Annotated in this window: 22 protein-coding genes; 14 read left to right on the forward strand and 8 right to left on the reverse strand. The window is 62.7% G+C overall.

The window, feature by feature from the left end; genetic code table 11:
- Positions 1-136: 136 nt before the first annotated feature.
- The 7 genes from ACTCHC_RS10865 to ACTCHC_RS10895 all read left to right on the forward strand — a co-directional run bounded on the left by ACTCHC_RS10865 (position 137) and on the right by ACTCHC_RS10895 (position 8003).
- Positions 137-1780, forward strand: a complete 1644-nt coding sequence (locus ACTCHC_RS10865) for a CTP synthase (protein WP_463022514.1) — start codon at positions 137-139, stop codon at positions 1778-1780.
- Between the two features lie 213 nt (positions 1781-1993).
- A complete protein-coding gene (locus ACTCHC_RS10870) occupies positions 1994-2707 on the forward strand; it encodes a porin (RefSeq protein ID WP_463022515.1) in 714 nt (237 codons plus the stop codon).
- Positions 2708-2855: 148 nt separating this feature from the next.
- Positions 2856-3296, forward strand: a complete 441-nt coding sequence (locus tag ACTCHC_RS10875) for a tellurite resistance TerB family protein (protein WP_463022516.1) — start codon at positions 2856-2858, stop codon at positions 3294-3296.
- A 67-nt stretch (positions 3297-3363) separates the two neighbouring features.
- Positions 3364-4056: a type 1 glutamine amidotransferase gene (locus ACTCHC_RS10880; RefSeq protein ID WP_463022581.1), complete on the forward strand. Its 693-nt coding sequence runs from the start codon at positions 3364-3366 to the stop codon at positions 4054-4056.
- A complete protein-coding gene (locus tag ACTCHC_RS10885; RefSeq protein ID WP_463022517.1) occupies positions 4049-5404 on the forward strand; it encodes a glutamine synthetase family protein in 1356 nt (451 codons plus the stop codon). Before ACTCHC_RS10880 ends, ACTCHC_RS10885 begins: the two co-directional genes overlap by 8 nt.
- A 3-nt stretch (positions 5405-5407) precedes the next feature.
- Positions 5408-6712 (forward strand): NAD(P)/FAD-dependent oxidoreductase, encoded by a 1305-nt coding sequence (locus ACTCHC_RS10890; protein ID WP_463022518.1) that lies wholly within the window; start codon positions 5408-5410, stop codon positions 6710-6712.
- Between the two features lie 91 nt (positions 6713-6803).
- Positions 6804-8003 carry a DegT/DnrJ/EryC1/StrS family aminotransferase gene (locus ACTCHC_RS10895; RefSeq protein WP_463022519.1) on the forward strand — a complete coding sequence of 400 codons (1200 nt, stop codon included), beginning with the start codon at positions 6804-6806 and terminating at the stop codon, positions 8001-8003.
- On the opposite strand, the gene ACTCHC_RS10900 is transcribed toward ACTCHC_RS10895, so the two are convergent.
- From ACTCHC_RS10900 to ACTCHC_RS10915, 4 genes are all read right to left on the reverse strand, one after another.
- Positions 7991-8977, reverse strand: coding sequence for a LysR family transcriptional regulator (locus ACTCHC_RS10900; protein ID WP_463022520.1), 987 nt, complete (start codon positions 8975-8977; stop codon positions 7991-7993). The genes ACTCHC_RS10895 and ACTCHC_RS10900 overlap by 13 nt on opposite strands.
- Positions 8978-9016: 39 nt before the next feature.
- On the reverse strand, positions 9017-9580 hold the full coding sequence (phaR, locus tag ACTCHC_RS10905; RefSeq protein ID WP_463022582.1) for a polyhydroxyalkanoate synthesis repressor PhaR: 564 nt from the start codon (positions 9578-9580) through the stop codon (positions 9017-9019).
- 115 nt (positions 9581-9695) lie between these two features.
- Entirely contained in the window at positions 9696-10145 is a 450-nt protein-coding gene (locus ACTCHC_RS10910; protein WP_463022521.1) for a phasin family protein, read from the reverse strand.
- Positions 10146-10262: 117 nt separating this feature from the next.
- The gene (locus ACTCHC_RS10915) at positions 10263-12053 is read right to left on the reverse strand and encodes a PHA/PHB synthase family protein (protein ID WP_463022522.1); all 1791 of its coding nucleotides are present in this window, start codon (positions 12051-12053) and stop codon (positions 10263-10265) included.
- Between the two features lie 101 nt (positions 12054-12154).
- Here ACTCHC_RS10915 and phaZ point away from each other — a divergent pair, with 101 nt between their 5' ends.
- A complete protein-coding gene (gene phaZ, locus ACTCHC_RS10920) occupies positions 12155-13423 on the forward strand; it encodes a polyhydroxyalkanoate depolymerase (protein WP_463022523.1) in 1269 nt (422 codons plus the stop codon).
- 79 nt (positions 13424-13502) lie between these two features.
- Here phaZ and ACTCHC_RS10925 read toward each other — a convergent pair whose 3' ends face one another.
- Positions 13503-14252, reverse strand: a complete 750-nt coding sequence (locus ACTCHC_RS10925) for an alpha/beta hydrolase (protein WP_463022524.1) — start codon at positions 14250-14252, stop codon at positions 13503-13505.
- Positions 14253-14374: 122 nt separating this feature from the next.
- Here ACTCHC_RS10925 and ACTCHC_RS10930 point away from each other — a divergent pair, with 122 nt between their 5' ends.
- Genes ACTCHC_RS10930 through ygfZ form a run of 3 tightly spaced genes read left to right on the forward strand, consistent with a single transcriptional unit; the run spans position 14375 to position 17593 of the window.
- Complete coding sequence (locus ACTCHC_RS10930; RefSeq protein ID WP_463022525.1) at positions 14375-15067, forward strand: phosphatase domain-containing protein; 693 nt, start codon at positions 14375-14377, stop codon at positions 15065-15067.
- A gap of 1 nt (position 15068) precedes the next feature.
- Complete coding sequence (locus tag ACTCHC_RS10935; RefSeq protein ID WP_463022583.1) at positions 15069-16853, forward strand: ABC transporter ATP-binding protein; 1785 nt, start codon at positions 15069-15071, stop codon at positions 16851-16853.
- A complete protein-coding gene (gene ygfZ, locus ACTCHC_RS10940; RefSeq protein WP_463022526.1) occupies positions 16850-17593 on the forward strand; it encodes a CAF17-like 4Fe-4S cluster assembly/insertion protein YgfZ in 744 nt (247 codons plus the stop codon). Before ACTCHC_RS10935 ends, ygfZ begins: the two co-directional genes overlap by 4 nt.
- Positions 17594-17616: 23 nt before the next feature.
- Here ygfZ and ACTCHC_RS10945 read toward each other — a convergent pair whose 3' ends face one another.
- Positions 17617-18561 (reverse strand): LysR substrate-binding domain-containing protein, encoded by a 945-nt coding sequence (locus ACTCHC_RS10945; protein WP_463022527.1) that lies wholly within the window; start codon positions 18559-18561, stop codon positions 17617-17619.
- A gap of 231 nt (positions 18562-18792) precedes the next feature.
- Here ACTCHC_RS10945 and katG point away from each other — a divergent pair, with 231 nt between their 5' ends.
- Entirely contained in the window at positions 18793-21003 is a 2211-nt protein-coding gene (gene katG / locus ACTCHC_RS10950; RefSeq protein ID WP_463022528.1) for a catalase/peroxidase HPI, read from the forward strand.
- A 65-nt stretch (positions 21004-21068) separates the two neighbouring features.
- Here the strand turns inward: katG and ACTCHC_RS10955 are convergent, their stop codons facing one another.
- On the reverse strand, positions 21069-22676 hold the full coding sequence (locus ACTCHC_RS10955; RefSeq protein WP_463022529.1) for an acyl-CoA dehydrogenase family protein: 1608 nt from the start codon (positions 22674-22676) through the stop codon (positions 21069-21071).
- Positions 22677-22730: 54 nt separating this feature from the next.
- On the reverse strand, positions 22731-23213 hold the full coding sequence (locus ACTCHC_RS10960; RefSeq protein WP_463022530.1) for a cupin domain-containing protein: 483 nt from the start codon (positions 23211-23213) through the stop codon (positions 22731-22733).
- A 183-nt stretch (positions 23214-23396) separates the two neighbouring features.
- Between ACTCHC_RS10960 and ACTCHC_RS10965 the strand changes: the two genes are divergently transcribed.
- Together ACTCHC_RS10965 and pdhA are read left to right on the forward strand one after the other, a co-directional pair.
- Positions 23397-23699, forward strand: coding sequence for an FtsB family cell division protein (locus ACTCHC_RS10965; protein WP_463022531.1), 303 nt, complete (start codon positions 23397-23399; stop codon positions 23697-23699).
- Positions 23700-23838: 139 nt separating this feature from the next.
- Positions 23839-24846, forward strand: a complete 1008-nt coding sequence (pdhA, locus tag ACTCHC_RS10970; protein WP_463022532.1) for a pyruvate dehydrogenase (acetyl-transferring) E1 component subunit alpha — start codon at positions 23839-23841, stop codon at positions 24844-24846.
- The last annotated feature ends 10 nt before the right edge of the window (positions 24847-24856 follow it).

Raw genomic sequence — 24856 nt, forward strand, 5'->3', positions numbered from 1 at the left:
CATCATGTTGCGGCCAGCTTGCCTTTTGCTCGCGAATCCTCTATGGGTCAAATCCCGTGGTGCTGCGGTTTTCGATGTCCGCAAAAGGCGCTTATTCGCGACTAGTCGCAGCCTAAACGACGGGGGACGCCAACCGATGGCACGTTATATTTTCATCACGGGTGGGGTTGTTTCGTCGCTGGGCAAGGGTCTGGCCTCGGCCGCCCTTGGCGCTTTGTTGCAGGCGCGTGGGTTTTCTGTGCGGTTGCGCAAGCTTGACCCCTATTTGAACGTCGATCCCGGCACGATGTCCCCGTTCGAGCATGGTGAGGTCTTCGTGACCGATGATGGCGCGGAAACCGATCTGGATCTGGGCCATTACGAGCGTTTCACAGGTGTGGCCGCGCGCAAGACCGACTCGGTCAGTTCGGGGCGCATCTATTCCAATGTGCTAGAGAAGGAACGGCGCGGCGATTATCTGGGCAAGACGATTCAGGTGATCCCCCACGTCACCAATGAGATCAAGGATTTCCTGGCCGTCGGGTCGGATGAGGTCGATTTCATGCTGTGCGAGATCGGCGGCACCGTCGGCGATATCGAAGGCCTGCCGTTCTTCGAGGCGATCCGCCAGTTTTCCCACGACCGCCCGCGCGGGCAGTGCATCTTCATGCATCTGACCCTGCTGCCCTATCTGGCGGCATCGGGCGAGTTGAAGACCAAACCGACGCAGCATTCGGTCAAGGAATTGCAAAGCATCGGTATCGCGCCCGATATCCTTGTGTGCCGGTCGGAACATCCGATCCCGGAAAAAGAGCGTGAGAAGATCGCGCTCTTCTGCAACGTCCGCAAGGAATCCGTGGTCGCTGCCTATGACCTCAATTCTATCTATGAAGCCCCGCTGGCCTATCACCGCGAAGGGCTGGATCAGGCCGTGCTGGACGCGTTCCAGATCAGCCCCGCCCCGCGCCCCGATCTGACCCGCTGGGAAGACGTGATGGATCGGCTGGAAAACGCCGAAGGCGAGGTGCGCGTCGCCATCGTCGGCAAATATACCCAGCTTGAAGACGCCTATAAGTCGATCGCCGAGGCGCTGACCCATGGCGGCATGGCCAACCGGGTGCGGGTGCGCGCCGAATGGATCGACGCCGAAATATTCGAACGCGAAGACCCCGCGCCCTGGCTGGAAGGCTTTCACGCCATTCTGGTGCCCGGCGGCTTTGGCGAACGCGGCACCGAGGGCAAGATCAAGGCCGCCGAATTTGCCCGCACCCGGCAGATCCCCTATCTGGGCATCTGTCTGGGCATGCAGATGGCCGTGATCGAGGCCGCGCGCAATCTGGGCGGTCTGGCCGATGCGGGGTCCGAGGAATTTGACCTTGAGGCAGGTAAAAAGCGTTTTACGCCCGTGGTTTACCACCTGAAGGAATGGGTGCAGGGCAACCACAAGGTGGCGCGCAAGCTGGAGGATGACAAGGGCGGCACCATGCGTCTGGGTGCCTATACCGCGCATCTGTCCGATGGATCGCATGTGGCGCAGATCTATGGATCAACGGTGATCGAGGAACGCCACCGGCATCGCTATGAGGTGGACGTGAAATACCGCGACAAGCTGGAAGCGACCGGCCTGTGCTTTTCCGGCATGTCGCCCGACGGTCGCCTGCCCGAGATCGTCGAATGGAAGAACCATCCCTGGTTCATCGGCGTGCAGTTCCACCCCGAACTGAAATCCAAACCCTTCGCCCCGCACCCGCTGTTTGCCGATTTCGTGCGCGCGGCGGTGGAGGTGAGCCGGTTGGTTTGAACTTCAAACCATCACCCTGACGGCAACGCTTGCCCAATTGCGGCAGGACATTCGCTAAGGGAAACACCCGCTTGTGCTCAGCCTGCAACTGTTTACCAATCTTTGTGGGAGGATGCTGCGTTGCGGCTAAATCTGGGTATGAGTGCGCTGAGCCCCGGCGCATTTCGCAAGGGGCGCGCATCTTTCCCTGGTCCATCCAATATCGGAGTCTCCATGTCCATGAAATCCATCCTACTGGCCCTCGGCACCACGATCTGCCTGTTCCCTGTTGCCGCCTCGGCGGTCGAACTGAGCGGCGCGTCGCTTGATCTGGGATATTCCGCCTTTTCCGACGATAACGATATTTCGCGCTTTGCCGCCAAAGGCGCGGTCGAGATCGGCTTTTCGTCCAGTTTCGCCACTCAGATTGATCTGAGCTTTTATTCCTATGGCTCGACCAGCGATAACGGGTCGACCGTAACCGCCCATGCCATCTATCGCGCCAGCGATGTATCGGCGTTCGGCGTGTTCTATGGCCAGGACGATCTGGCCGGCACCGCCGATTACTATGGGCTTGAGGCGGGCTATGATCTGGGCGGGTTCGATGCCGAAATCTATGTGGCGGCTTTCGACGATACCGGCTCTGAGGGCACGCTGTTCGGTCTGTCGGCCCGCACGGGTCTTGGGCAAGGTTTCGGGCTGGGCCTGTCGCTGGACGGGGCCAGCTATAACCTGGGTCTGGACCTGACACGCCTGGCGGTTCAGGCCGATTATACCCTGTCGCCCATGACCACGCTTTACGCGGAAATCGGCAATCTTGACGCCAATGCCTTTGGTCTGTCGGGGTCGGAAACCTTCTTTGGGATCGGCGCCAGGATCAACCTTGGCACCACGCGCGGCGCGACTTTCAGCAATCGTGGCCTGCTGGCGGTGCTGCCTGGCCTGTAACGCCTTCGCGCGCGGGGAACTGCATGTATCGGGCGGGTGGTGATGCCCGCCCGATTGCCGGTCACGCCATCCCCCGCGCGTTCACGGTTTTGAAACAGGCCGGGCCTGTGCCCTTGCCTTGCGCGGCGGTTCGCGCCATATCGGTTGCATGTTCGCCAGCCTGCTTTCCCGCCTGATTCAGCCCCAACCCGACCGGTTGCCTGATGCCGATGCGCGTCTGGCCCTGGCAGCACTGATGGTGCGCATTGCCCGTGCCGATGGCGATTATGCCCAGGCCGAGGCCGACCAGATCGACCGGATCCTGCGCGCCCGTTATGAGCTGTCGCCCTTCGAGGCCAGCGCCCTGCGCCGCGATGCCGAAACCCTGGAAACCGAGGCCCCCGACACCGTGCGCTTTACCCGCGCGATCAAGGATGCCGTGCCGTATGAAGACCGCGCCCGCGTGATAGAGGCCCTTTGGCATGTGGTGCTGGCCGATGGCGTGCGCGACCATGAGGAAGACGCCCAGTTGCGCCTGCTGGCCAATCTGCTGGGCATCAATGACCGCGACAGCGCGCTGGCCCGCCAGCGGGTCGAGGCACGCCGCTGATCCGATAGGCCTTGCCGCCGCCGCGCTGCGGGCTTACCGTCATCAAAACAATCACATGAGAGACCCGATGCTGATCGGCATTCTGGAAACCGGCCTTGTTTCGGATGTGCTGCGCCCCGAACACGGCAGCTATCCCGACATGATGGAACGCCTGCTGGCCGGTCGCGGCTTTGCGTTTCGCACATGGTCGGTGGTGAATATGGAATTCCCCGCCTCCGTCCATGACGCAGAGGGCTGGCTTATCACGGGATCGCGGCACGGGGTCTATGAAGACCATGCCTTCATCCCGCCGCTGGAGGATCTCATTCGCGCGGCCTATGGCGCGCATGTGCCGCTGGTCGGTATCTGTTTCGGTCATCAAATCATGGCGCAGGCCCTGGGCGGGCGGGTTGAAAAGTTCAGCGGCGGCTGGGTCGTGGGGCGCAGCGACTATGATATCGGCGGCCAGAAGCTGGCGCTGAATGCCTGGCACCAGGATCAGGTCGTTGACCTGCCCCCCGGCGCGCAGGTGATCGGCAGCGGCGACAAGTGCCGTTTTGCCGCCCTTGCCTATGATGATCGCGCGTTCAGCGTTCAGCCGCATCCCGAATTCGATGCGGGCTATGTGCGGGGTCTGATCGAAAAGCGCAGCAAGGGCATCGTGCCCGACGATATTCTGGCCCGCGCCACCGCCGCCCTGCCCGCGCCCACCGACAATGCAAAACTGGGCGACATGATCGCTGATTTCTTTCAACAACCCCGCAAGGTGCCCCATGGCTGACTGGACCGACAACATGCCTGACGCCGCCCGCGCGTTCATTGCCGAGCGCCGCCTGGACGAGGTCGAATGCATCGTCGCCGATATCGCGGGCGTCGCCCGAGGCAAGGCGATGCCCGCGCCGAAATTCAGCCGGCAGACCCATTTCTATCTGCCCAATTCGATCTTCCTGCAGACCATCACCGGTGAATGGGCCGAGATCGGCAATCAAGGCTTTACCGAGCCCGACATGATCCTGACGCCGGACATGACGACCGCCACCGCCGCCCCCTGGACGGCGGACTGGACCTTGCAGGTGATCCACGACATCCACGACCAGAATGGCGTGCCGGTGCCGGTCGCGCCGCGCAACGTTCTCAAGCGCGTGGTGCAGCTTTACAACGACCAAGGCTGGGAACCGATCGTTGCCCCCGAGATGGAGTTCTTTCTGGTCGCCCGCAATATCGACCCCACGCAGCCCGTGATCCCGCCAATGGGCCGGTCTGGCCGGCGGGCGGCGGCGCGGCAGGCCTATTCGATGTCGGCGGTCGATGAATATGGTCCCGTCATCGACGATATCTATGATTTCGCCGAATTGCAGGGGTTCGAGATCGACGGCATCCTGCAGGAAGGCGGCGCCGGTCAGGTCGAGATGAACCTGCGCCATGGCGACCCGGTGAAACTCGCCGACGAGATCTTTTTCTTCAAGCGCCTGATCCGCGAGGCGGCGCTGCGCCATGATTGCTATGCCACCTTCATGGCCAAACCGATCGAGGACGAACCGGGATCGGCCATGCATATCCACCATTCGGTGGTCGACATGAAGACCGGTGACAACATCTTTTCCCAGCCCGACGGCACCGAAAGCCACGCCTTTCTGCATTTCATCGCCGGGATGCAGACCCATCTGCCCGCCAGCATCGCGCTGATGGCACCTTATGTGAACAGCTATCGCCGCTATGTCCCCGACTTTGCCGCGCCGATCAATCTGGAATGGGGGCGTGACAACCGCACCACCGGGTTGCGGGTGCCTGTGTCGGATACGAAATCGCGGCGGCTGGAAAACCGGCTGGCGGGGATGGATTGCAACCCCTATCTGGGTATCGCGGCCTCGCTGGCCTGCGGCTATCTGGGGCTGATGGAAGGCAAATATCCCAAGGACGAATTCAAGGGCGATGCCTATGCGTCGGACGAAGGTATCCCGCGCAACGTGTCCGAGGCGCTGGACCTGTTCGACACCCCCAACCCCCTGCGCGAGATCCTGGGCGAGGAATTCTGCACCGTCTATTCCGCCGTCAAGGCACTGGAATACAAGGCCTTCCTTCAGGTCATCAGCCCATGGGAGCGTGAGCATCTTTTGCTGAACGTCTGACGCATGAGCCTGCTGTTCACCAATGACCGGCGCGGCCAATACCCCGACAGCTGGTATGCGGCCACGGCCGCCCCGCCGGGCCCCTATGCCCCGCTGCGCGGCGAGGCGCGCGCCGATGTCTGCGTGATCGGCGCGGGGTTTACCGGGCTGTCGGCGGCGCTGCATCTGGCGCAGCGCGGGCTGCGGGTGGTGGTGGTGGATGCGCACCGGGTTGGCTTTGGCGCATCGGGGCGCAATGGCGGGCAGGTTCACAGCGGACAGCGGCTGGACCAGATCGCGCTGGAACGCATGATGGGTGACGGGGATGCCGCCCGGCTGTGGCATCTGGCCGAAGACGCCAAGGCGCTGCTGGCGCGCCTGATCGCCGATCACGCCATCGCATGCGATTACCGCCCCGGTGTGGTTCATGCGCTGCGCCGCGCGGGCGATGTGGCCGCCGACCATGCCTATGCCGAAAAGCTGCGGCTCGATTATGAATATGATCTGGTCGAGCCGCTGACCCGCGACGAGATGCGCGCGCTGGTCGGATCGCCCGTCTATCACGGCGGATCGGTGGATTGGGGGGCCGGGCATCTGCATCCGCTGGCGCTGGTCTTTGGTTTGGCGCGCGCGGCGGTTGCGGCGGGCGCTGTCATTCATGAAATGTCGCATGTGCATCACATCGCGCATGGGGCCAAACCCGTGGTGCGCACCGATACGGGCCGGGTGGTGTGTGACCATGTGGTGCTGGCCACCAACGGCTATCTGTGCGGTCTGGAACGGGGCATCGGTGCGCGGGTGCTGCCGATCAACAATTTCATTGTGGCGACCGAACCGCTGGGCGCGCGGGCGGCACAGGTTCTGGCCAAAGATGTCGCCGTGGCCGACAGCAATTTCGTGGTCAATTATTTTCGGATGACGCCCGACGGGCGGTTGCTGTTTGGCGGCGGCGAAAGCTATGGTGACCGGTTTCCGACTGACATCGCCGCGACGGTGCGCAAGCCGATGGCGCAGGTTTTCCCGCAACTGGCCGATGTGCGCATCGACCACGCCTGGGGCGGCACGCTGGCCATCACCATGACCCGTCTGCCCCATTTCGCGCGCCCGGCCGCCAATATCCTGTCGGCGTCGGGCTATAGCGGCCATGGGGTTGCGCTGGCGGTGCTGGCGGGGCGGCTGATGGCCGATGCGATGGCCGGACAGGCCGAAGGGTTCGATCTGATGGCCCGCCTGCCCACGCCGCGCTTTCCCGGCGGGGGGGCGCTGCGCACGCCGCTGATGGGGCTGGCGATGCGCTGGTTTTCGATGCGTGACCGGCTGGGAATCTGAGACCGGGCCGCGTGTTACAAAAATTCCATTAGGCACCGGCGACGGAATACTTTAATTTTTCCTGAAAGAGCAGTTCAGGAAAGGTAACAAAATGCCCCTGCCCCCGAATGTCTATGACGCCGAACCGATCCCGGATGGCGCGCGCGCCGAAATAGACCGGCTGTTGGCGAGTGGCGACCTGTTCCGCTATACCGCCCCCGAAAACGCGCCCGTCGCCCTGCTGGAGCGTGAATTCGCCGATCTGATGGGGGCAAAATATGCGCTGGCGGTGTCATCCTGTTCGGCGGCGCTGTTTTTGTCGTTGCGGGCGCTGGACCTGCCGCGCGGGGCGCGGGTTCTGGTGCCGGGCTTTACCTTTGCCGCCGTGCCCTCGGCGGTGGTTCATGCCGATTGCCAGCCGGTGCTGGTCGAGGTGGGCGAAAACTATCGCATCGACATGGGTGACTTCGCCGCCAAGCTGGATGACAACATCGCCGCCGTGATGATCAGCCACATGCGCGGCCATACATCCGATATGGATGCGATCATGGCCCTGTGCGATGCGCGCGGCGTGCCGGTGATCGAGGACGCGGCCCATTCGCTGGGCACGCAGTGGAGCGGGCGCAAGATCGGCACGATTGGCAAGATCGGCTGTTTTTCTTTCCAGTCCTACAAGATGATCAATGCCGGCGAGGGCGGCATCCTGATCACCGATGATGCCGATCTGATTGCCCGGGCGATCATCATGTCGGGCGCCTATGAACATAATTGGAAAAAGCACCCCGTGCTGCAAGACCGGTTCGCCACATGGCAGAACCGCCTGCCGCTTTACAACATGCGCATGCAGAACCTGTCGGCCGCTGTCATCCGCCCGCAACTGGGCGAATTGGCCCGGCGCGTGCAGGACGGGCGCGCCAATCACGATTATGTGGCGGGGCTTCTGAATGAAACGCCCTGGCTGCACGTGCCGCCGCCCTTGGCGGCCGAACTGCGCGCGCCGGATTCGATCCAGTTCAATCTGATGGGGTTTGACAGCGATGCCGATGCGCTGGCCTTTCAGGATGCGGCGTCGGCGCGCGGGATCAGCGTTCAGATCTTCGGCCTGTCGCAGGACAATGCGCGCGCCTTCTGGAACTGGCAATTCATTCCCGGCGGGACGCCCGACCTGCCCCGGACCCGCGCGATGCTGATGCGCGCCTGCGATGTGCGCCTGCCCGCGCGGCTGCAAAAACCGGATCTGGATTTCATCGCCGATGCGCTGATTGGCGCGACCTTCGCGGTGATGGAGGATCTGCGCGCCTATGGCACCTGATCGCGCCCCGGCACCAGCCTGAGATCGGGCTTGAGCCACGGTATTTGCGCCGTGGCCGGAGCCACGATCATTTCCTCCAGCAGCAGGCGCAGGCGCGCGGCCACACGGTCGGGAATATCCTGCAACACGCCTGCGCGTGCGCATAACGATATCCGGCGCGACAAGGGCGCGACCGGCAGCGGCAAGACATCCACCCGGTCGCGGAACCGTTGTGCCCGCAAATAGCCCAGCGGCGTCAGGATCGTCCAACCCGCCCCGCCCGAGACCATCGCCAGAATGGCGTGATAGCTGTCCAGCTCGAACCGATGCGCCAGCGTCAGGTTCTGGCGCGCCAGATGATCGGCGATCTGCCGCCCCATATGGTGACGCTGGGTATACTGGATCAGCGGCAGCGCCGTAAGCTGGGCCAGCACATCGCCGCCCGCATCAACGCGCCCCTTGGGCACCGCCGCCACGAAGGGTTCGTCGATCAGCGGATGCACCTCCATCCAGTCGGCAGGCGCGCCCATATCGGCCGCGACGATCACATCCAGCGCACGGCTGTTCAACAGGTCGAACAGGCGGTGACTGGCCCCGGTTTCCAACAGGAACTGGCAGCCGGTCAGCTCGTCCGCCAGATCAGTCATCAGGCGCGGGGTTACATCGGCATCGAAATCCTCGATCATGCCCAGCCGGAATTCGGTCAGGGCAGACAGGTCATGGGCGGTCAGCTCGGCCCGGGCCTGCTGGGCCTCGGCCAGGATACGCTGGGCGCGGCGCAGAAAGATGCGGCCTTCGGGGGTCAGCGCGACGGGGCGCGACGAGCGATCCATCAGGCTGGTGGCCAGCGCAGCTTCCAGTGCCGATATCTGCTGACTGATGCCCGAGGGGCTGGCCCCCAGACGCCGGGCAGCGGCCGAAACCGACCCTTCCTGGGCCGTCACCACAAAGGCTTCGATGCCCCACAGGGTAAATCGGCCCGCGCCCTGAACCATGTTTCGACCTCGTTCCCGACGCAAGCCCGATGGGCGGTTCTAGTCCCCCAGGCGGGACAGTTTGGCCTGCAATTCGGCCAGCTGTTTCTTGATCTCGTCCAGGTCTTCGGTCTTGCCACCCTCGGCCCCGGCGCCGCCGGCCGGCCATTTGCCCGACATACCGCCGGTCATGGCCTTCAGAAACGCCTTTTGCTGTTTCTGCATCGCGTCAAAGCCGGGCATGCCCGCCATCGGCATCGGTATGGTGCCAAGGTTTTCCATCATCTTCGACTGGCTGTCGCGCAGCATGTCGAAGCTCATGGCCAGAAACTGCGGCACCACGCTTTGCGCCTGGTTGGTATAGCCGCGCACCAGATCGTTCAGCACATGAATGGGCAGCATGCTTTCGCCCTTGCTTTCATGTTCGGCGATGATCTGCAGCAGATATTGCCGGGTCAGGTCGTCGCCGCTTTTCAGATCGACGATCTGCACGTCGCGCCCGTCACGGATGAACCGCGCGATATCATCCAGCGTCACATAATCGCTGGTTTCGGTATTATACAGGCGCCGACTGGCATAGCGCTTGATCAACAGCGGTGTTGTTGTTTCGTCCGTCACCAGCATCCCCCCCGGATTGGTCATGTTGCAGTGCAGAGAAGTCTAGGCTCAAGCTGGAAAAAAAGAAAGGGTGGGCTTTGGGCCCACCCATACAACGTTACTGCACACAGTCACACCGGCCTTACTTGGAAGCGGCGGTGGCTTTCTTGGCGGCGGCGGTCGCTTCGTCAGTGGCTTTCTTGACGGCGGCGGTCGCGTCTTCGGTGATGTCCTTGCCTGCGGCCAGCATCAGTTCGACGGTATCCATCTGAACTTTCTTGGCAACCTCGGCGAAGGCGGCCATATGTTCGGCGGCCATTTCCGCAGCGGCCGACGCGAAATCGGTCATCGCCTTGGTGTAATCGGTGGGCTCTTTCTTGACAGCGGTCACATCGCTCAGCTTGGACAGGGTGTCCTTGGTCCATTTGGACGAAATGTCAGCCGATTTCTCGGCGGCGCTCAGCGCGACCTTCGAGAATTTCTCGCTGATCTCGGCGGTCGATTTGAAGCTGTCCTGCAATGCGGTGGTGTCGATCGGAAAGGATGCCATCATGTCCTGCATCATCTTGCCATAGTCTTGGGTGGTAGCCATGTCTTTTCTCCTGAATGCGCGCGTTCTCGTTCTGCGACTGCAAAGACATATACATGCTGCATCGCAGCATTTCAAGCCCCGTCGCTGCGCTGCAGCAAAAAACTTACCTAACGGCAGTCAGCCCTTTTTCGCGATGACATAAGTGCCCGGCGCCTTGGCCAGGGACGGGTGGTCGCCCTCGCCCGGAATGCGCGCCGGAACCTGCTTGCCGGATCTTTCTGCCAACCATTTGCCCCAGGTGGGCCACCACGACCCTTCGTTATACTGCGCCCCCGCCTTCCAGCCTGCCGCGTCGTCCAGCGGGCCTTCATTAGTGTAATGGCCGTATTTCTTTTTCGACGGCGGATTGATGATGCCGGCGATATGGCCGCTTTCACTGAGGATGAATGTCTTGTCCTTGCTGCCCATCTGCTTGACGCCGTTAAAGCTGGCCACCCAGGCGGCGATGTGATCCGTCTCGCAGGCCACCGCGCAAAGCGGAACCTTAACATTGTTCAGGCCCAGCCTTTCGCCGAACAGTTCCATCGTTCCTTTGGCCAACTTGTCGTTCTGGCACAGGTCGCGCAGATACTGGATGGCCATGCGCGCCGGCAGGTTGGTGCCGTCGCCATTCCAGAACAGCAGATCAAAGGCCGGCGGCGCCTCGCCCATCATGTAGCTGCGGATCGCGGGGCGATAGATCAGGTCATTGGCGCGCAGATAGGAAAAGGTGCGCGCCATGTAAAAGGATTCAAGTATTCCCTTGTCCAGAGCCTCCTGTTCGATGCCGTCGACAAAATCATTGCCCAGATAGGCAGAGAATTCACCCTGATCGGAAAAGTCGGTCATCGTCGTGAAGAAGGTCGCCGATTTCACCGATTTGTCGCCGCGTTTTTCCATCAGCCCCAGCGTCAGCGACAGGGTGGTGCCGGCGATGCAATAACCCACCGCGTTGATCTTGTTTTCACCTGTGATCTGCTTGACCTGCTCGATCGCGGTCAGGAAGCCTTCGCTGATGTAATCTTCCAGGCTGACATCGGCATAGCTGGCATCGGGGTTGACCCAGCTGACCACGAACAGCGTGTAGCCCTGATCGACGATCCATTTGATCAGCGAATTCTGGGGCTTCAGGTCCATGATATAGAATTTGTTGATCCAGGGCGGAAAGATCAGCAGTGGCGTTGCGTGAACAGTTTCCGTCGTGGGGGTGTATTGTATCAGTTCGATCATCCGATTCCGATACACCACCTCGCCAGGGGTGGTGCCAATATTCACCCCCACCTTGAAGGCATCCTTGTCGGCCAGCGTGACCAGCAATTCGCCGTCATTGGCCTCGATATCGCGCACGAGATTCTCCAGCCCCTGCACCAGCGATGCGCCCTCGGTCTCGACCGCGCGCTCCAGCGCATCGGGATTGGTGCCCAGAAAATTCGTAGGCGCCATCATGTCGATGATCTGCCGGGTAAAGTAATTCAGGCGATAGCGGTCCTTGTCATCCAGGCCTTCGATATTGGCGACCGCGGTCTCGATGGCCTGCGCCGACATCAGATATTGCTGTTTGACAAAGTTGAAATAAGGGTGCCTTTCCCATAATTCATTGGAAAATCTGGGGTCTGCGGGGGTGTCATCGCTGGGCGGCGTCAGCTTGCCCTTGGCAAGGGTTTCCTGCGTTTCGATGAAATGCTTCAGTGTGCGGCCCCAATAGGCGACCTGCTGTTCGAACATTTTCGACGGGTGGTGCAGCATCTCGGCCCAATAGGCGGCACCGGCCTTCATATACAGGTCGTCCCCCGGCCCCTGCAGCGGCGGCGGCACCTGACGCTTGTGCGACAGCGCGGCGATCAGACGTTCGGAAAGCTCCTCGACTTTGGCGACATTTGCATTCAGACGATCAATATTTGCCGTTTCCTTAATGTCTTCAGTTGTCATAAGCGAATTCCTTCCGTATCCTTCGCACTTGCAGCATCGCCATCCTGTGAGGCATATTATCGCACCAGGTGGACAGGGCTTCACCCACAAAGGAGCGACTCATGAAATCCATGGCGACATATGATCTGATGGAAAGCGCCCGAAACACGAACCAGTGGCTGGGGGCTACGGCACGTGCCTTTGGGTCGTATCCGATTACTGGTCTGTTGCCCATTCCGTATTTCCGAATGCTTGCCGCCTGGGGCGAGGTTGCCGAACGCAGCTTTGCAAGAATGATAGCGAAACCCGATTGGGACATAAAGACAATCGTTGGGGCCGACGGGCGTGATCATACGGTTTCGGTCAAGACCGAGATCGCCCGCCCCTTTGGCGATCTGATCCATTTCCATGTCAACGGTCGCAAGCCCAAACAGCGGCGGGTTCTGCTGGTCGCGCCGATGTCGGGCCATTACGCGACCCTGCTGCGTTCGACCGTGGCCAGCCTGCTGCCCGATTGCGAGGTCTATGTCACCGACTGGCATAACGCGCGCGGCATTCCGGTCTCCGAAGGCAAGTTCGATATCGAAGACTATACCCTCTACCTTGTCGATTTCATGAAACATCTGGGGTCCGACATCAACGTGATCGCGGTATGCCAGCCTGCGCCGCTGGCCCTGGCGGCCACGGCCTATCTGGCCGAAGAACACCCCGAGGCCCAGCCCCGCACCCTGACCCTGATCGGCGGGCCGATCGACCCCGATGCCGCCGATACCGACGTGACCGATTTCGGCAGCCGCGTGACCATGGGCCAGCTGGAGCAATTCGTCATTCAGCGCGTGGGCTTCAACCATGCCGGTGTCGGGCGGATGGTCTATCCGGGACTGCTGCAGCTGGCCTCGTTCATCTCGATGAATGCCGAAACCCATTCCACCGCCTTCCGCGAACAGATCATGCGCGTGGCCAAGGGCGAGGCCGGCGATTTCGACCGGCACAACACCTTTTACGATGAATATCTGGCGGTGATGGACATGACGGCGGAATTCTATCTGTCGACGGTCGATCGCATCTTCAAGAACCTCGAAATTGCCCAGAACCGCTTTGTCGTCGATGGCAAACAGGTGGATATCGGCAAGATCACCACTGTCGCCGTGAAAACCGTCGAAGGCGAAAACGATGATATTTCGGCCCCCGGTCAATGCGTGGCTGCGCTGCGTTTGCTGACCGGCCTGCCTGATGACAAGAAGGCCAGCCATCTGGAACCCGGCGCCGGACATTACGGCATTTTCGCCGGTAAAAGCTGGCGCAAGAATATCCGGCCGCTGGTTCTGGATTTCATCGACGCCCACAGCGATACCAAGGGCGACAAGATCACCCGGCTGAACGCGGTCTGATCCGGCGTGCGAGGCGCGACAACAGGGCGCGGCAGCGATGCCGCGCCCTTTGCGTGCGCGGCCCCTTACATCACCCGTGTCACAGACGGGCCAGCACCTGTTCGATGGCGGCCTGGATCATCGCCAGACAGTCGGGATCGGAAAAACGGTGGTCGGCGCCCTTGACCAGCGTCAGCCGGATATCGTCACCCTGTGCATGATCCAGCAGGCGCAGCGCCACCGTCATATCGACATCGGTATCGGCCGTGCCCTGCAACAGGCGCACCGGAAACGGCAGTGCCAGCGGGTCGCGCAATACCAGTTGGTTGCGACCATCCTCGATCATGCGGCGGGTGATGACATAGGGATCGCCGTAATCCGAGGGCTGTTCAACCCGTCCCACACTGGCAAGCTCGGCCTTCTGATCATCGGAAAAGCCCGCCCACATGCTGTCTTCGGTGAAATCGGGGGCCGCGGCGATGCCGACCAGCCCGGCGACCTTGGATGGCATGGCGCGCGCCACCAGCAGCGACACCCAACCGCCCATGGACGATCCCACCAGAACCTGCCGCCCGCGCGTCAGCGCCGATATGGCCGCCATTGCATCGGCCGCCCAGTCGCCGATACAGCCATCTTCGAACCGTTCCGAAGACTGGCCATGCCCGGAATAATCGAACCGCAGAAAGGCGCGCCCGCTGCGTTCGGCCCAGTCATCCAGGAACATCGCCTTGGTTCCGGTCATGTCCGATTGCAGCCCGCCCAGGAACACGATGCCCGGCTCGGTTCCGCCGCGGCGATGGAAGGCGATGTTGCGTCCCTGGTCTGTCAGCAGGTATTCCGGCTCTTCCATCAAGCTCTCCTTACGTTACGTCAACCTTATTGTGACGTGGTGACAGGCACCCGTCAATCGCTTGTCACAGGCAGGGTTTCAGGTTAGACCCCGGCCTTGTTCCACAGCGGCAGAAAGTGCCTATGTTCAACGCGATCAAGACCCGGCTGAACCAGGCCGAACGGAATCTGCGCCAATCCTTCGGCAACGATATTTCGACCCCGGCAGGCCGTCGCGCGGCGGTATGGCATTTTCATCTTATGGATCATGCCTTTTTACGGGTGCTTTGGTCAAATCTGGATCAGGTCGCGCCCGGCGTCTGGCGATCGAACCAGCCATCCCCGGCCCGTCTGGACCGCTATACCCGCATGGGGATCAAGGCGATCATCACCCTGCGCGGCAGCGCCCCGCAAAGCCATTACCTGCTGGAAAAAGAGGCCTGCGACCGGCTGGGCATCACCCTGCACGATGTCCCCATCTATGCGCGCAGCCTGGCCCCGGCGGCGGCGCTTCTGCGGCTTCTGGACCTGTTCGAAACCATCGAGCGCCCGTTCCTGCTGCATTGCAAATCGGGGGCTGATCGGGCCGGCCTGGCCTCGGCGCTGTATCTGATGCATATCGAAGGGGCCAGCATCGACGAGGCCCGCCGGCAGCTCAGCTTTCGCTATCTGCACCTGAAGAACGACAGCACCGGCATTCTGGATTTCATGCTGGAGACCTATGCCGCCGATACGGCCCGCGCCCCGATGCCGATCCGTGAATGGATCGAAACCCGATACGACCCGCAGACCATTACCGCCGCATTCCGCGCCAGCCGGGGCAAAACCCGTGGCTGATGTGCCCCCCCCTCGCCCGGCGACCCCCCACTCTCGCCCGGCGACCCCCGCCCCGCGGCTGATCGGATGGCTGTGGCAAGGCTATCTGCGGCGATATCTGCCGGTCATCATCCTGGCGCTGGTGTTGATGACAATCGAAGGCGGGATGCTGGGCGTTCTCAGCTATATGATCCGCCCGATGTTCGATGATGTCTTTATTTCGGGCAATCGGGGGGCGATTACCTTGGTCGCAGTTGGGATTTTTGCAATTTTTCTGGCGCGTGCCCTATCGGGATTCGGGCAGCGGGTGCTGATGGCGCGTGTCGGCCAGCGTGTCTCATCTGCGCTGCAAGGCGATCTGGTCAGCCATCTGATGACGCTGGACAGCCGCTATTTTCAGATCACCCCCCCCGGCAACTTGATCGAGCGCGTGCGCGGCGATACCCAGGCAGCGTCAACCATCTGGTCGACGGTTCTGGCGGCGGCCGGGCGCGATGTGGTGTCGATGCTGTCGCTGTTCGCCGTGGCCCTGTCGATCGACTGGCTTTGGACCCTGATCGCGGTGGCGGGCGTGCCCTTGCTGGTGCTGCCCATCCTGCTGCTGCAACGCTGGGTGCGCAATGCCAGCCGCGCCGCCCGCAGTGCCGCCGCCCTGATCGCCACGAGGCTGGACGAAATATTCCACGGCATAACCACCATCAAGCTGAACCGGATGGAGACCCGCGAAACCGCCCGTTTCGGCACCACGCTGAACGGTTTCGTGCGCGCCCAGATCAGGTCAGAGGCCGCGCAGGCCGGTATCCCCGCGCTGATCGACATCGTGGCCGGGATCGGTTTCATGGGCGTGCTGACCTATGGCGGGTTGCAGATCATCGACGGGCAGAAAACCGTCGGCGAATTCATGAGCTTCTTCACCGCCATGGCGCTGGTGTTTGAACCGCTGCGCCGCATCGGCAATGTCTCGGGTGCCTGGCAGGCGGCGCGCGCCAGTCTGGAACGGCTGCGCGCGGTGTTTGACGAACGGCCCACGATCGTGTCACCCCCCCGGCCCGCCGCGATCGCCGACCCCGCCCATGCCGATATCGCCCTGTCCGATATCCATCTGTCCTATGAGGACAGCCCCGTGCTGCACGGGCTGACCCTGACGGCGCGCGCGGGCCAGATGACCGCGCTGGTCGGCCCGTCGGGGGCGGGCAAAAGCACCGTGTTCAACCTGCTGACCCGGCTGGTTGACCCGCAATCGGGCCGCGTCAGCATTGGCGGCACGCCCGTCACCGCGCTGGCCCTGCCCGACCTGCGGCAGATGTTTTCGGTCGTCAGCCAGGACGCGCTGCTGTTTGATGAAACCCTGCGCGACAATATCACCCTGGGTGCCGAAGTGCCCGACGCGCGGCTGAACCAGATCCTGCGCGCCGCGCATATCGCCGACTTCCTGCCGGGCCTGCCCAACGGGCTGGACAGCCCCGCCGGCCCGCGCGGCAGCAACCTGTCGGGTGGCCAGCGCCAGCGCGTGGCCATCGCCCGCGCCCTGCTGCGCGACGCGCCGATCCTGCTGCTGGACGAGGCAACATCGGCCCTTGATGCGAAATCCGAACAGGTGGTGCAACAGGCGCTGGAACAGCTGGCACAGGGGCGCACCACGATTGTCATCGCCCACCGGCTTGCCACTGTGCGCAAGGCTGACCATATCATCGTGATGGACAAGGGCCGGGTGGTCGAACAGGGCACGCATGACGAATTGCTGGCCCGGGGCGGCACCTATAGCGGCCTGTACCGGCTGCAATTCGCGGATGGATCGACAACATGACAGGCGAAGCCGCAGATGACAGGACCGTGCTGGAACTGACCGGCGCCGATGCCCGGCCTTTTCTGCACAACCTGGTGACCAATGACATTGGCACCGGCCTGACCTATGCCGCGCTGCTGACGCCGCAGGGCAAGTATCTGGCGGATTTCTTCCTGCTGGAGCACGGCGATGCGATCTGGCTGGATGTGCAATCGGATCTGGCCCCGGCCCTGCAGCAACGGCTGGCAATGTACCGGCTGCGCGCCGATGTCGCCATTGCCCCCCTGCCCGTGCAGGTGCGGCGCGGGCTGGGCACGCCGCCGCCCGATGGCTGGCCCGATCCGCGCCATCCCGCCCTGGGCTGGCGCGCCTATGGCGATACGCCCGGCGCCGCCCCCGCCATCGACTGGGATGCGATTCGTGTGGCCCATTGCATTGCGCAAAGCGGGATAGAGCTGATCCCCAATGAAACCTATATTCTTGAGGCCGGGTTCGATCGCCTGCACGGGGTGGATTTCAAAAAGGGCTGTTATGTCGGGCAGGAAGTTACCGCCCGCATGAAACACAAGACCGAATTGCGCAAGGGGTTGATGACCGTCAATATCACCGGCAGCGCGCCTGTCGGCACCCCGATCATGGCCGGCGACAAAGAGGCGGGCACCCTGTTCACCCAGTCGGGCGGGCAGGCCATCGCCTGGCTGCGGTTTGAGCGGGCAACCGGCCCGATGGTGGCCGGTGCGGCCAGCGTGACCCTGCCCTGAACCGGGGCGCGGGCACGGCAGGATCAGGCCGGGCTGTTGTTGGCACCCGGCGGCGTCTGCAACCCCTGCGCCGCCCGCAGGGTCTGTGCCGAGCGGCGCACCACTTGCGCGATCTGCGTCAACTGGCGCGCCAGCGGGCTGGTTTCGCGCCAGACCATGCCAATGGTGCGCGACGGCTGCGGATCGGCAAAGCGGCTGACACAGACCGGGGCCGACCCGGCCAGCGCCGGCACCGCCATTTCCGGAATCAGCGTGACGCCGATTCCGACCCCCACCATCTGCACAAGCGTGGATAACGAGCTGCCATCCAGCCCCTCTTGCGGCTGGTTGGGCTGGATATCGCAAAACGACAGTGCCTGGTCGCGCAGGCAGTGCCCCTCTTCCAGCAGCAGCAGGCGCATGTCTCTCAGCGCGTCGCGGCTGGGGGGTGGCATATCGCAATCGGCCTGTGGCCGAACCAACAGGAAGTTTTCCGAAAACAGGGCGACCTCGGACAATCCGGGCTCTGAGACCGGCAGGGCGACGATCGCTGTATCCAGCCGCCCGTCCGCCAGTTCTTGTATCAGGCGCGGCGTCAGGGTCTCACGCACCCGGATATCCAGATCGGCGTTCAGCGCGGTCAGGTTGCTGATGATGGCGGGCAGCAGATAGGGCGCGATGGTCGGGATCACCCCGATGCGCAATCGGCCCACCAGCCCGCCCTGCGAGGCACGCGCCAGATCGCCCAGCTCGTCGACGGCGCGCAGGATATCGCGCACGCGCGGCGCGAATTCCTCGCCAAAGCCGGTCAGCCGGACCTGCCGCGCGCCACGGTCGAACAACAGGGTGCCCAGCGCCTGTTCAAGTTCGCGGATCTGGACCGACAGGGCCGGCTGCGAGATCGAACAGGATTCGGCCGCATGTCCGAAATGGCCATGCCGCGCCAGCGCCTCGAAATAGCGAAGCTGTTTGAAGGTCAGGTTTGTCATAAGACAAATTTATCGGCTCAATCAGTAAATGCAACTTAACCCGATGGCTTTGATTTGCTAAGCCTCGCGCAGGGATGACGAGGAGACCGAGGAATTTGCCCCAGCGCCGCGATCTGCGCCCCTGCCTTCGGGCAAGGGCGGCAATGATCGCCAAGCCGCTGACATGACGGCAAACCGAACCGAACCCTGTCCATGCCCACAGGAATTATTCAGCCACGATCGGAGAGAATTATGGACGGAAATGACAATGGCGCCGCAGGCAAATGCCCAGTGATGCACACGGCAACCGGGGCCAGATCGAACCGTGACTGGTGGCCGAACCAGCTGAACCTTAAAATCCTGCACCAGAATTCCGCCCTGTCCGATCCGATGGGCGAAAGCTTTGACTATGCACAGGAATTCAAGAAGCTCGACCTTCAGGCCATCAAACAGGACCTTTACGCACTGATGACAGACTCGCAGGACTGGTGGCCGGCCGATTACGGCCATTACGGGCCGCTGTTCATCCGCATGGCCTGGCACAGCGCGGGCACCTATCGCACCGGTGACGGGCGCGGCGGGGCCGGGTCGGGCACCCAGCGGTTTGCCCCGCTCAACAGCTGGCCCGATAACGGCAACCTGGACAAGGCGCGCCGCCTGCTGTGGCCGATCAAGCAGAAATACGGCAAGCAGATTTCCTGGGCCGACCTGATGATCCTGGCCGGCAACTGCGCTATCGAATCGATGGGCGGGCGGACATTCGGCTTTGGTGGCGGCCGCGCCGATGTGTGGGAACCCGAGGAAGACATCTATTGGGGCCGCGAAGACGAATGGCTGGCCAGAACCGACCACCAGCAAAGCCGCTATTCGGGTGATCGTGAACTGGAAGACCCGCTGGCCGCCGTGCAGATGGGCCTGATCTATGTGAATCCCGAAGGGCCGGACGGCAACCCCGATCCGCTGGCCTCGGCGCGCGATATCCGCGAAACCTTTGCGCGCATGGCGATGGATGATTACGAAACCGTCGCCCTGACCGCAGGCGGCCACACCTTCGGCAAGACGCATGGCGCGGGCGATGCCGCCCATGTCGGCCCCGAGCCCGAAGCCGCCCCGATCGAGGTGCAGGGCTTTGGCTGGCTGAGCACCCATGGCAGCGGCAAGGGTCGCGACACCATCACCAGCGGGCTGGAAGGTGCGTGGACGGCCAACCCCACCAAATGGGACATGGGCTATTTCGATGTGCTGTTCGGCTATGAATGGGAACTGACCAAAAGCCCTGCCGGTGCCGCGCAATGGACACCCAGGAACCTGCGCCCCGAAGACATGGCCCCCGATGCCGAAGATCCGTCGCGCAAGGTGCCAATCATGATGTCCACCGCCGATATGGCGATGCGCATGGATCCGGCCTATGAAAAGATCTCGCGCCATTTCCATGCCAATCCGGACGAATTCGCCGATGCCTTTGCCCGCGCCTGGTTCAAGCTGACCCATCGCGACATGGGCCCCAAATCGCGCTATCTGGGCCCCGAAGTTCCCGCCGAAGACCTGATCTGGCAGGATCCGATCCCGGCGCGGCATCATGCGCTGATCGAGGCGGGCGATATTGCCGATCTGAAGGCCAAAATCCTGGCCTCGGGCCTGACGGTGCCGGAACTGGTGGCGACCGCCTGGGCCTCGGCCGCGACCTTCCGCGGATCGGACAAGCGCGGCGGGGCCAATGGCGCCCGCATCCGCCTTGCCCCGCAAAAGGATTGGGAGGTCAACCAGCCCGCCCAACTGGCCAAGGTCCTGAAAACCCTGGAAGGCATTCAAAGCGCGTTCAACGGCGCCCAGTCGGGTGACAAGCGCGTTTCGCTGGCCGATCTGATCGTTCTGGGCGGCACCGCGGCGATCGAACAGGCCGCCAAGGCGGCCGGAACTGACCTGCAGGTGCCCTTTGCACCTGGCCGCACGGATGCCTCGCAAGAGGAAACCGATGTCGAGTCCTTCGCGGTGCTGGAGCCCGAGGCAGACGGTTTCCGCAACTACAGCAAGGCCGCCTATACCGTCTCGGCTGAAGCGATGCTGGTGGACCGGGCGCAGCTTCTGGGGCTGACCGCCCCCGAGATGACGGTGCTGGTGGGTGGTTTGCGCGTGCTGAACGCCAATGTCGGCCAGTCGCGGCATGGCGTCTTCACCAAAACGCCCGGCACCTTGACCACCGACTTTTTCACCAACCTGCTGGATATGGGCACCGAGTGGAAGGCCAGCTCTGCCTCGCAGGATCTGTTCGAGGGCCGCGAGCGGGCCAGCGGAACGGTAAAATGGACCGCCACACGGGTCGATCTGGTCTTCGGGTCCAATTCGCAATTGCGCGCATTGGCCGAAGTCTATGCCGAACGCGGCAACGAGCAGAAATTCCTGCACGATTTCGTCAGCGCCTGGACCAAGGTGATGAACGCCGACCGCTTCGATCTGGTCTGATCGCGGCGTCAATCCAACAATGGCGCCCGGGCCAGCGGCCCGGGCGTTTGCATGCGTGCGGCGCCTCAGATCCGCGCGATCAGAGCCTCTGTATCCAGCCCGGCAACTGCGCCGCTGACATGACCGCGCGCGCCGGCAACGCGCGTGGCGACAAAGCCATCGGCGACGGCGGCCGGTGCATGGCGGATCAGAACCGACGCGGTCAGCAAAACGGCCAGGCGTTCGGCAAACCAGCGGGCTTCGGCCTCGGGCGGCAGGGCGGGCCACTGGGCGGCATGGTCGCGCAGCGCGGCGTCATAGCGCGGATCGGCCCCGCTGGCGGCGTGCAATTCATCGCGCACCGCCTGCGCCGCGCCCTGATCGCGGGCCAGCGTGCGCAGGATATCCAGGCAGATCACATTGCCCGACCCCTCCCAGATGGAATTGAGCGGGCTCTCGCGAAACAGCATGGGCAGGGGCGTATCTTCGACATAGCCCATGCCGCCCAGCACCTCCATCGCCTCATAGATCACCACCGGACAGCGCTTGTTCGACAGGAATTTCGCCAGCGCCACCCCGATACGGGCAAAGGCGCGATCATGTTCGCCCGGGCCATCAAAGGCACGCGCCACATGCAGCCCCAGCGCCAGCGCGCCTTCCCAATCCAGCGCCAGATCGGCCAGAACCGCGCGCATCAACGGCTGGTCAATCAGCCGGCGCTGAAACACGCGGCGCCCTTCGCACCAATGCCTGGCCTCGACCAGGGCGGCGCGCATCAGCCCGGCGGGGGCCATGGCTGTATCCAGCCGCGTGTGATGCACCATCTGAATGATCGTGCGCACCCCGTCGCCCTCTGCACCCAGGCGCAGGGCATAGGTGTTGTGAAACTCTATCTCGGCGCTGGCGTTCGACCGGTTTCCCAGCTTGTCTTTCAGCCGCATCAGGTGGATGGCGTTGCGCGTGTCATCAGGCAGCCAGCGCGGCACCACGAAACAGGTCAGCCCGCCCGGTGCCTGGGCCAATGTCAGAAACCCGTCCGACATCGGCGCGGAACAAAACCATTTATGGCCCGTCAGACGATAACCGTCGCCATCGGCCACGGCGCGGGTGGTATTGGCGCGAACATCGGAGCCGCCCTGTTTCTCGGTCATCGCCATGCCCATCGTCGCCGCGCGCTTTCGCCCCAGCGGCACGGTGGCGGGGTCATAGGCGGCCATCGTCAGCTTGGGCCGCCACTGCGCCGACACGTCCGGATCGGCAACGAGCGCCGGCACCGCGGCATAGGTCATCGTCATGGGGCAGCACACGCCCGGCTCGACCTGCGTCATCAGATAGACCATCGCGGCATGGCTGACATGCCCGCCCCGCGCGCCCGACCAGGGCAACGCCGCATAGCCCGCACCAAGCCCCAGCGCCATCAGCGCGTGATAAGCCGGATGAAACGCGACCTCATCCAGCCTGCGCCCGGCGCGGTCGAATGTCACCAGCTCGGGCGGGTTGCGGCCAGCGGCCAGCCCCAGTTCACGCGTGCCCCCCTGCCCGAGCGCCGCGCCGAACCCGGCCAATGCGGCGTGATCGCCGGTGCGCGCATACAGGCGTAACGGTGCGTCATCATGCCAAAGATCGGCCTCCCCCGGCGCGCCGGGCTGATTTTCAACGATATGGCCGTCCAGCCTGTCGCGCGGGGGCATCATGATGCAACCCTCCCGCCTTCAGCATAGCCTGAAACCGGCCTGCGCGAAACGGTGTCAATAGGGCGTGCCATCCTTGTGGGTAAACAGCCATTTGCCATCCGGACCCATCACGGCGCGCAGATCGTCATGGGGATAGCTGCCCTCATCGCCCGCCGTCCGGTCGCCCATTTCCAGATAGACGACCTCGGATTCGCTGCGATTGACCAGCTGATGCGCCACGCCCCCCGCTGGGAACCCCGCACACATGCCGGGGGCCAGCTGTTCTTCGCCCTGATCGGTCACCAGTGTCGGGGTGCCTTGCAGGATATAGATGAATTCATCCTGCCGGCTGTGGCGGTGCAGCAGCGCCGATTCCGCGCCCGGCACCAGCACCGTCAGGTTCACACCGAAATTGCGCAGCCCGAACAGATCGCCCAGCGGCCGCTTGATCCGCCCGTTCATGCGCGAAAAGAACGGCTCGGGATAATTGGATGGTTTGGTGCGCGGCGCCATGTCCTGCGCGACCACCGCCAAGGGTACAGATTTCGTATTTTCCATGATCGCCACCTTGTTGCCGTGCCATTCACAGGTGATCGCATCGATACCACGCCCCCCGACGCGCGCCAATCCGCCACCCGCGCGCCGTTGACGAAAAAACCGCAGATCGGGGATTCACAACCCGATTCGCATATGCGATGATCGCTGCACCCGCCCGGAAAGAGGCGGCATGAGGCAGATGACATGAACACCCCGCGCACCCGCCCGACCCTGGGCACGATCATCTATTTCGCCATCAGCTTCCTGCTGTCGGTCTATTTCACCTTTGCCGCCGTGCAGGGTGATTACGGGTTGTTTCGCCGGGTTCAGGTGCAGGCCGAAACCCGGGCCCTGCAGGCCGAAAAGGCCGAGCTAGAGATCGCCCTGGCCGATCTGCGCAACCTGACCCGGCGGCTGTCGGATGACTATCTGGATATCGACCTGCTGGATCAGCAGGCGCGCGATGTCCTTGGCCTGTTGCGCGCTGACGAAATCGTCGTGCGCTAGCCAGAGATACGACACAGCCCTTACCCCCTTATCGCGCATATTTTCAAAGCCGCTGAAATTCGGCTCGAAATCCTCGGCCGGATTTGATATGATTAGTTTAACGTTAAACTAATTTTCAGACCAATCCGGGACCAGCACCATGGCAGCGCGAAAACCAGATGTGAAATCAAATACTTCCAAGGATGACCTTCTTAAGTTCTACCGCGACATGCTGATGATCCGGCGATTCGAGGAAAAAGCCGGCCAGCTTTACGGCATGGGTCTGATCGGCGGATTCTGCCATTTGTATATCGGGCAAGAGGCTGTCGTCGTCGGGCTGGAAGCCGCCGCATCCGAGGGCGACAAGCGCCTGACATCCTACCGCGATCACGGGCATATGCTGGCCTGCGGCATGGATCCCAAGGGCGTGATGGCCGAACTGACCGGCCGCGAAGGTGGATACAGCCGCGGCAAGGGCGGCTCGATGCACATGTTTTCCAAGGAAAAGCATTTCTACGGCGGCCATGGCATTGTCGGCGCACAGGTGCCCATCGGCGCCGGTCTGGCCCTGTCGGACAAATACAAGGGCAATGACCGCGTGACCTTCACCTATTTCGGCGATGGCGCGGCCAATCAGGGCCAAGTCTATGAAACCTATAACATGGCCGAATTGTGGGATCTGCCGGTGATCTTCGTGATCGAAAACAACCAATATGCGATGGGCACCAGCGTTCAGCGGTCGACCAAATCGCCGTCAATGTGGGAACGCGGCGCCGCCTATGGCATCCCCGGCGAGGCGGTGGACGGCATGGATGTTCTGGCCGTCAAAGCCGCCGGCGACAAAGCCGTCGCCCACTGCCGCGCCGGAAACGGCCCCTATATCCTGGAAATAAAGACCTATCGCTATCGCGGCCATTCCATGTCGGATCCCGCCAAGTACCGTTCCCGCGAAGAGGTCCAGAAAATGCGCGAGGAACGCGACGCCATCGACCATGTGCGCGACCTGCTGCTGACCGGCAAACACGCCACCGAGGACGAGCTGAAAGCCATCGACAAGGATATCAAGGCCGTGGTGAACGAAGCCGCCGAATTCGCCAAAGCCAGCCCCGAACCGGCGCTGGACCAGCTTTACACCGATATCTATGCCGCAGAAGTGCCGCAGGCCTGAGGGAGACACG

The sequence above is a fragment of the Actibacterium sp. genome (assembly GCF_055134745.1).